Raw genomic sequence first — 7,026 nt, forward strand, 5'->3', positions numbered from 1 at the left:
ACCAGCTGGGCCAAACACCACGGGCAAACCAACATCGACGAAGAAACCCTCGCCTGCCCCGGCGACAACCGCCTCGCCGAAGAAGGCTGGACCGTCACCATCCGAAACGGCACCGCCGAATGGATCCCACCCCCAGCCCTCGACACCGGCCAAACCCGCATCAACTACTACCACCACCCCGAACGCCTCCTCGCCGAACCAGGCCCCTGACGACTTCGCCCCTGAAAGTCAGGGCGCCACAGCGGTGCTCGCGGGATCGATCATGATCTTGGCGTGGATCTCGGGGTCGCCGAGAGCGTCGAACGCCGTCTCCACACCGGCCAGGCCGACGGTGCCCGTCAGCAGAGGCGAGCCATCGACCTTGCCGTCGGCCAGCATGTGCAGGGTGTCGCGGAATTCCAATGGCGTGTAGCCGAATACGAATCTCAGGTCGACCTCCTTGCTGATGGCCATCGCGGGCCGCAGCTTGTCGTCACCCATGCAGACACCTACGACCACGACGCGCGAGTTGAGCGGCGCGGCACCGACGATCCCGTCGATCATTCCTGGCACGCCGACGCATTCGAAGATGACGGGCCGCTTCGGGCCTGCCGCGCCGAGGGCGTCCACAGTCCGGTAGACGTGTGACCATCCTGGTAGCTTCCGCAGCTTCTCCATCGATCCCATGCCGAGCTCGTAGAGGGCCGGGGCCTTGGTAATCATGCCCTTGCGGTCAGCACGCTCGTATGGCGAGTCGGTCGCTGGGTCGACCACTACATCGGCGCCGCACCTCGTCGCGAGCGCCCTTCTGCCCGAGGAGAAGTCGCTCGCGACGACGGTCTTCACGCCGGACGCCTTGAGGTGAGCGATCACGGCGAGCCCGACCGGTCCGCAGCCGATCACGATCGCGACGTCGCCCTTGCCGATGTCGCTGCGCCGCACTGCGTGCAGCGCGACGGCCATCGGTTCGGTCAGTGCCGCGACGTCGGCCGACAACCCGTTCGGGACGACGAAGCTCATCGCCGCCTCGGCGACGACCTGCTCGGCGTAGCCGCCGGGCGCCAGCGGGGACAGACCGGTCAGATGCACGCCGCCGCTGGCGCGCACCAGCGGAAACGAGACGACGAGCGCGCCTACCTTGAACTCCTTGGCGACCCCGCGTCCGCGTTCGGCGACCTCACCGGAGAACTCGTGGCCCATCACGACCGGCGTGTCGGCCCGCATGAAGTCCTCGTAGCCGACCGCCTTCATGACGTCGGTGAGCTCGCCTGCGTGATGCCTGGCGTGCAGGTCGGAACCGCAGATGCCGCATCGCTTCACGTCGAGGACGAGCTGGCCCTTCTGCGGCTGCGGCGCCGGGAGGTCGACGACCTCGAGATTACCGTCGAGGCAACTCACGGCCCTCATCGCGACACCCCCGCAGACTCGATGCGCCGCAACGCATCTGGCACTAGATCCTTGAGCGAGGCGTATCCGTCGATACCCATGATGAGGTCGGCCTCGGCGAGCAGTGACCGCAGGACGTGCACGACGCCGTCGGTGCCGCCGAGAGCCATGCCGTACGCGTAGGGCCGGCCTACCCCGACCGCAGTGGCACCGAGCGCCAACGCCTTGACGATGTCGGCGCCACTGCGGATGCCGGAGTCGAACAACACCGGTACCCCGTTGGCGGCGTCAACCACTCCCGGCAGGCAGTCGACCGCGGGCACTCCACCGTTGGCCTGCCGACCGCCGTGATTGGAGCAGTAAATGCCGTCCACGCCGCCGTCGATCGCCCGGCGGGCGTCGTCGGGATGTTGAATGCCCTTGACCAGCAAGGGAAGTGTCGTCAGCGAGCGCAGCCACGGCAGGTCGGCCCACGACAAGGAATTGCCGAACACCGAGATCCATTTGAGGATGGCGCCCTGGGGGTTCTCCTCGGGCGTCTGCGCCAGTGAGGCGCGGAAGACGGGGTCACTGGTGTAGTTCGACAGACAGTGCCCGCGCAACTGCGGGAAATTCGACGTCGAAAGGTCGCGTGGTCGCCAACCGGGAACCCAGGTGTCCAGTGTGACGACGATGCCCTTGTAACCGGCCGCCTCGGCACGCGAGACCAGGCTGGCGGCGAGGTCGCGGTCGGTGGGGGTGTACAGCTGGAAGAAGCCAGGAGTGTCACCGAACTCAGCGGCGACCTGCTCCAACGGGTCGGCCGTCAACGTCGACACCACCATCGGGACACCGGTCCGGGCAGCCGCCCTCGCCGCCGCCAGGTCACCGTGCCCGTCCTGCGCGCACAGCCCCATCACCCCGATCGGCGCCATGAAGACCGGCGACGGAAGGGTCATCCCGAAGAGGTCGACGGACACGTCTCGTTCCTTGGCGCCCACGAACATTCGCGGGACCAGACCCCACCGCTCGAATGCGGTGACGTTGACGCGCTGGGTGCGTTCGTCCCCGGCGCCTCCTGCCACGTAGGACCACAGCGACGGGGACATCGCGGCCTGGGCCTTGGCCTCCAATTCCGCGAACGCCATCGGATATGACGGCAGGACGCCGGAAAGGCCCTGCAAGTAGATCTCGAGCTGATAGTCGCCGAATGCCATGGGGCTAAGCGTGCCAGCTCGAGGTCACCCTGCGGGCTGAGACTCCGCTTTCGCCAGTTCTGCCTTCCACTGACGGAACGTCTCCTCGGTGCGGCCCCGTCGCCAGTAGCCGGATATCGACGCCCACTTCGCGTCGACGCCGCGTTCCTTGCGGATGTAGGACCGCAGGTTGTGCATGACGGCCTGCGCCTCGCCGTGGATGAAGACCTGCACCTGCCCCGGGAGCCACTCGGCTTCCGTGACGGCCGCGATCAGCGGTGCGTGGTCGCCTGCCTGCTCATCGGAGACCAGGTCGGCGCGTCCGCCGCGGTAGATCCAGCGGACCTCGACGCCCTCGGGTGCACTGACCGGGACTTCGTCCTCGGGACCGCTGACCTCGATGAAGACCTGCCCGACGGCATCTGGTGCCAACGCCTCGAGAGCGGTACTGATGGCGGGCAACCCCGCTTCGTCGCCGGCCAGCAGATGCCAGTCGGCGGCGGGGTCGGGTGAGTACGCGCCACTCGGGCCCATCAGGTAGGCCGGGTCGCCCGGTGCGACGGAGCTTGCCCACGGGCCTGCCACCCCGTGCTCGCCGTGGACGACGAAGTCGATGCTGAGCTCGCCACGTTCGGTGTCGACGTGGCGCACGGTGTAGGTACGGACGGCTGGCTGATACTCCTCGGGCAGCTCCTTGAAGCTGTCGAGCGTCAGCGGCGTCGGGAGCGCCGACACATCGGTGCCCGACCGGGGCAGCACGATCTTCACGTAGGAGTCGGTGAACTCGACGGGTGTGAACGTGGTGAAGCCTCCGCCGAGAACCACCCGGACCATGTGCGGCGCCAGCTGTTCACTGCGCACCACCTCAAATGTGTGGATCGGACGCCCTGCCACAGTCACCTCATATCGTCAGTTGATCGCCTCCGACTATACGAGCGGGTGAGGTCGGGTGGCTGGCTACGGTGCGGGCCGCAATCCTCCACTTCCCTTCCTGACGAACCACTAGGCCCGCGAGTTCCAACGTCGCGAGCGGGCCCAGCAGCTCGACTGGCGGCAGGCCGGCGGCGACCGCGATCTGGTCCACGGTGCGGGCTCCCCGCGCCGGAAGTGCGTCATAGGTCCGCAGTTCGGCGTCGGTCAGCCCGTCGAGCGGTGACGTGGGCCGATCGGGTTCGGGTGCGAGTTCGCCCGCCGCTCCGACGAATTCCAGCACCTCCTCGACGCGTGTCACCAAGAAGGCTCCATTCCTGATCAAGACGTGACATCCGGCTGAGGCCGACGACGTCACCGGTCCCGGGTAGGCGCAGACGGGACGACCGAGGGCCTCGGCCCAGGCGGCCGTGTTGGCGGCACCGCTACGCAGGCCCGCCTCGATCACGACCGTGGCACCGGAGAGCGCAGCGACAAGTCGGTTGCGCGTGAGGAACCTGTGCCGCGCCGGCCGAACGCCCGGCGGATATTCGGTGACCAGCAGCCCTTGATCGCCGATTCGGCGCAGCATCGCCGTGTGGGCCGACGGGTAGGGCACGTCGATCCCGCCGGCGAGCACCGCGACGGTCAGCCCTTCGGCGCCGAGCGTGGCGCGGTGGGCGACGCCGTCGATTCCGAACGCGCCACCCGAGACGACTGCCACGTCGCGGTCGGCGAGGCCGGCAGCCAAGTCCGCCGCCTGATGTTCGCCGTAGGACGTCGCCGCGCGCGTCCCGACGATCGAGCACGAACGTTCGGCGACGTCGGCGAGCGAGTCATCCCCGATCACCCAGAGCACCATCGGCGTGTGTCCCGCCGGCCGGTCGCAGGCGGGCTTGCCGTTGAATGAGGTGAAGGCAAGCAGGGGCCAGTCGGGATCGCCCGGGGTGACCAGGCGACCATTCAGTCGGGCCAGTACCTCCAAATCACTTGCGGAGCAATCGATGTCACGGCGCGCCGCGGTCAGTCGGCCCAGGCCCTTGACGTCCTCACCCCGCTTGATGCGATCCGCCGCCTCGACCGGCCCGACGGCCGCCACGAACGCCGTCAACTCGCGGGACGGCGGCTCGACGACCCGCGACAGGTAGGCCCAAGCCCGGTTCTCGTCGCTCACCTTGCGCCCCCGGCCTGGCGGAAGCTCAGTGCGGTGTTGACGTCGTCCAGCACCGGCATCGGACGACCGGCAAGATCACAAAGCGTCCACGCGACCCGCAGGGTTCTATCCATGCCTCGGATGCTGAGATCGCCTCGGTCGAGGGCGGTCCGCAGCGGCGCCATCACCGTTCGGTCGAGCCGGAAGCGTCGACGCAGCAGCGGGCCGCTGACCTCCGCATTGGTGCGAACGCCGTGGGGCGCCCATCGCGATGCGGCCGCCTCACGGGCCGCGGCCACCCGGTCGCGGACCGCTGCGGTGGACTCGCCCTCCGCCGCGCCGATCGCGCCCGAGCGGACCGGATGCAGTTCCACGCGGAGGTCGACGCGATCCATCAACGGGCCGGACAACTTCCCGAGATATCTCCGCTTGACGACTGCCGCGCAAACGCAGTCGCTGGACTTCGCCGGTGCACACGGACACGGGTTGGCGGCCATAACCAGCTGGAACCGGGCCGGATACTGGGCCACTCCGTCTCGGCGAGCCAGACGAATCTCGCCATCCTCCAACGGAGTTCGCAGTGCCTCGAGCACGCTGGAGCCAATCTCGGCGCACTCGTCGAGGAAGAGCACCCCGCGGTGCGCACGGCTCACCGCACCGGGACGCGCGAGGCCCGAGCCGCCGCCCACCATGGCGGCGACGGTCGACGTGTGGTGCGGCGCGACCAGCACCGGCCGGGTGATCAGCGGGGTGCGTCCCGAAAGGAGACCAGCCACCGAGTGGATGGCGGTCACCTCGAGGGACTCCTCGTGGGTGAGTGGAGGTAGCAGGCCCGGAAGGCGTTGCGCCAGCATGGTCTTGCCTACTCCAGGCGGACCGGTCAGCAGCAGGTGATGCGCGCCGGCGGCGGCGACCTCGACGGCGAACCTGGCATGTGACTGCCCGACGACGTCGGCGAGATCGGCGACCGGTTCGTCCTCGGCCGCCACCTCGACCACGCGATCGTCGAGGCTGCCCTTACCGGCCAACCATGCCTGCACCTGTCGCAGCGTCCTGGCTCCCCATACCTCGATGCCCTCCACCAGACTGGCCTCGGCCAGGTTGTCGATCGGCACCACGACCGACGGCCAGCCCTCCCGCTTGGCGGCAAGCACCGCGGGCAGTACGCCCTTGACCGGTCGGACACGCCCGTCGAGGGCCAACTCACCGAGCAGCACGGTCTTGTCCAAGCGGGCCCAGGACGTCTTCTTCTCGGCCGAGATCACGGCCACGGCCAAGGCGATGTCGTACACCGATCCCATCTTCGGCAGGGTGGCCGGCGACAGGGCTAGCGTCAGCCGGGTCTGCGGCCAATCGTTGCCGCAGTTGGTGATTGCCGCCCGCACCCGGTCGCGGGCCTCCTGCAGCGCCGCGTCCGGCAACCCGACCAGATGCACCCCCGGCAACCCGTTGGTGATGTCGGCCTCGATCTCCACGATGGCACCGTCCACTCCGCGGACCGCAACCGAATACGCCCGTCCCAGCGCCATCACCCCACCGCCCGAAGGTGGGTGATCTCCGGCACCGGACCTCGCCCGATCCGCACGCCCACCACGTCGATGCGCACCTGCGACCACCGGCGGTCCTGGGCGGCCAACCACAGCCCCGCCAGCCGGCGCAACCGCCGGACCTTCTGCGGCGTCACCGCCTGCTCGACGCCACCGAAGCGGTCACTCGTGCGCGTCTTCACCTCGACGAACACCACCGCCCCGGCGGCGGGGTCGGTGGCGATCACGTCCAACTCGCCGTATCGGCATCGCCAGTTGCGGGTCACCACCTGCAACCCGTGCGACGTCAGATAGTCGACCGCAAGCTGCTCACCGAGAGCGCCGATTTGGGCGCGAGTCCACGTTTCCGTCATGGCCACACCCTGCGGGTCTGCACCGACGGCGGACGCGAGGCGTCAGCGCGTCATCCACAGACGCCGATTCATCCACAGGTGCCAGTGGTGCACCCGTTCGCCGGTCACTACGTATCCGACCGGGCGTACTCGCTCGGCGAGCAGCCGGCCACCCGGGTGAACGCCGTCGTGAACGCGGTCGCGGACTGGTAGCCGACCCGCTGGGCCAGTTGCGTGACCGCAGGACGCTCGGTTCTCAGCAGATCCTTGGCCAACGCCACGCGCCATTCCAAGAGATATTGCATGGGCGTCAAACCCACTGTGCGGCTGAATCTTTGCGCAAACACCGCGCGTGACACCGAGGCGACCCCGGCGAGGTGTTCGACGGTCCACCCGCGTGCGACGTCGGCGTGCATCTCGCGCAGGGCCGGCGCGAGCACCGGATCCGCCAGTCCCGCAATCAATCCCCTGCCGCCGCTGCCCAGGTCTGGCGCGGCGGGAAGCCGGGTGGCTTCGATCAACAACACCTCGACGAGGCGTTTGAG

General features: G+C 68.6%; 7 protein-coding genes and 1 pseudogene. 1 reads left to right on the plus strand and 7 read right to left on the minus strand.

The annotated features are described in order from the left end of the window. Window positions 1-210, plus strand: a pseudogene (locus QOD90_RS28690) (HNH endonuclease signature motif containing protein); the annotation flags it as partial. Between the two features lie 18 nt (window positions 211-228). Here QOD90_RS28690 and QOD90_RS28695 read toward each other — a convergent pair. From QOD90_RS28695 to QOD90_RS28725, 7 genes are all read right to left on the minus strand, one after another. Beyond that, window positions 229-1,386: a zinc-binding dehydrogenase gene (locus tag QOD90_RS28695; protein ID WP_526355502.1), complete on the minus strand. Its 1,158-nt coding sequence runs from the start codon at window positions 1,384-1,386 to the stop codon at window positions 229-231. Further along, window positions 1,383-2,561, minus strand: coding sequence for an alpha-hydroxy-acid oxidizing protein (locus tag QOD90_RS28700; protein ID WP_526355504.1), 1,179 nt, complete (start codon window positions 2,559-2,561; stop codon window positions 1,383-1,385). The genes QOD90_RS28695 and QOD90_RS28700 overlap by 4 nt, the downstream gene beginning before the upstream one ends. Window positions 2,562-2,585: 24 nt before the next feature. Then, window positions 2,586-3,434, minus strand: a complete 849-nt coding sequence (locus tag QOD90_RS28705; protein WP_526355506.1) for a siderophore-interacting protein — start codon at window positions 3,432-3,434, stop codon at window positions 2,586-2,588. A gap of 7 nt (window positions 3,435-3,441) precedes the next feature. Then, window positions 3,442-4,623: a DNA-processing protein DprA gene (gene dprA / locus QOD90_RS28710; protein ID WP_526355508.1), complete on the minus strand. Its 1,182-nt coding sequence runs from the start codon at window positions 4,621-4,623 to the stop codon at window positions 3,442-3,444. Next, window positions 4,620-6,131 carry a YifB family Mg chelatase-like AAA ATPase gene (locus QOD90_RS28715; protein WP_526355510.1) on the minus strand — a complete coding sequence of 504 codons (1,512 nt, stop codon included), beginning with the start codon at window positions 6,129-6,131 and terminating at the stop codon, window positions 4,620-4,622. Before QOD90_RS28715 ends, dprA begins: the two co-directional genes overlap by 4 nt. Then, window positions 6,131-6,502 (minus strand): YraN family protein, encoded by a 372-nt coding sequence (locus QOD90_RS28720; protein ID WP_526355512.1) that lies wholly within the window; start codon window positions 6,500-6,502, stop codon window positions 6,131-6,133. Before QOD90_RS28720 ends, QOD90_RS28715 begins: the two co-directional genes overlap by 1 nt. Window positions 6,503-6,609: 107 nt before the next feature. Further along, a partial coding sequence (locus tag QOD90_RS28725; RefSeq protein WP_526355514.1) for a helix-turn-helix transcriptional regulator occupies window positions 6,610-7,026 on the minus strand: 417 nt, incomplete at its 5' end.

It is taken from the genome of Mycobacterium sp. (assembly GCF_032161845.1).
Lineage (GTDB): Bacteria > Actinomycetota > Actinomycetes > Mycobacteriales > Mycobacteriaceae > Mycobacterium.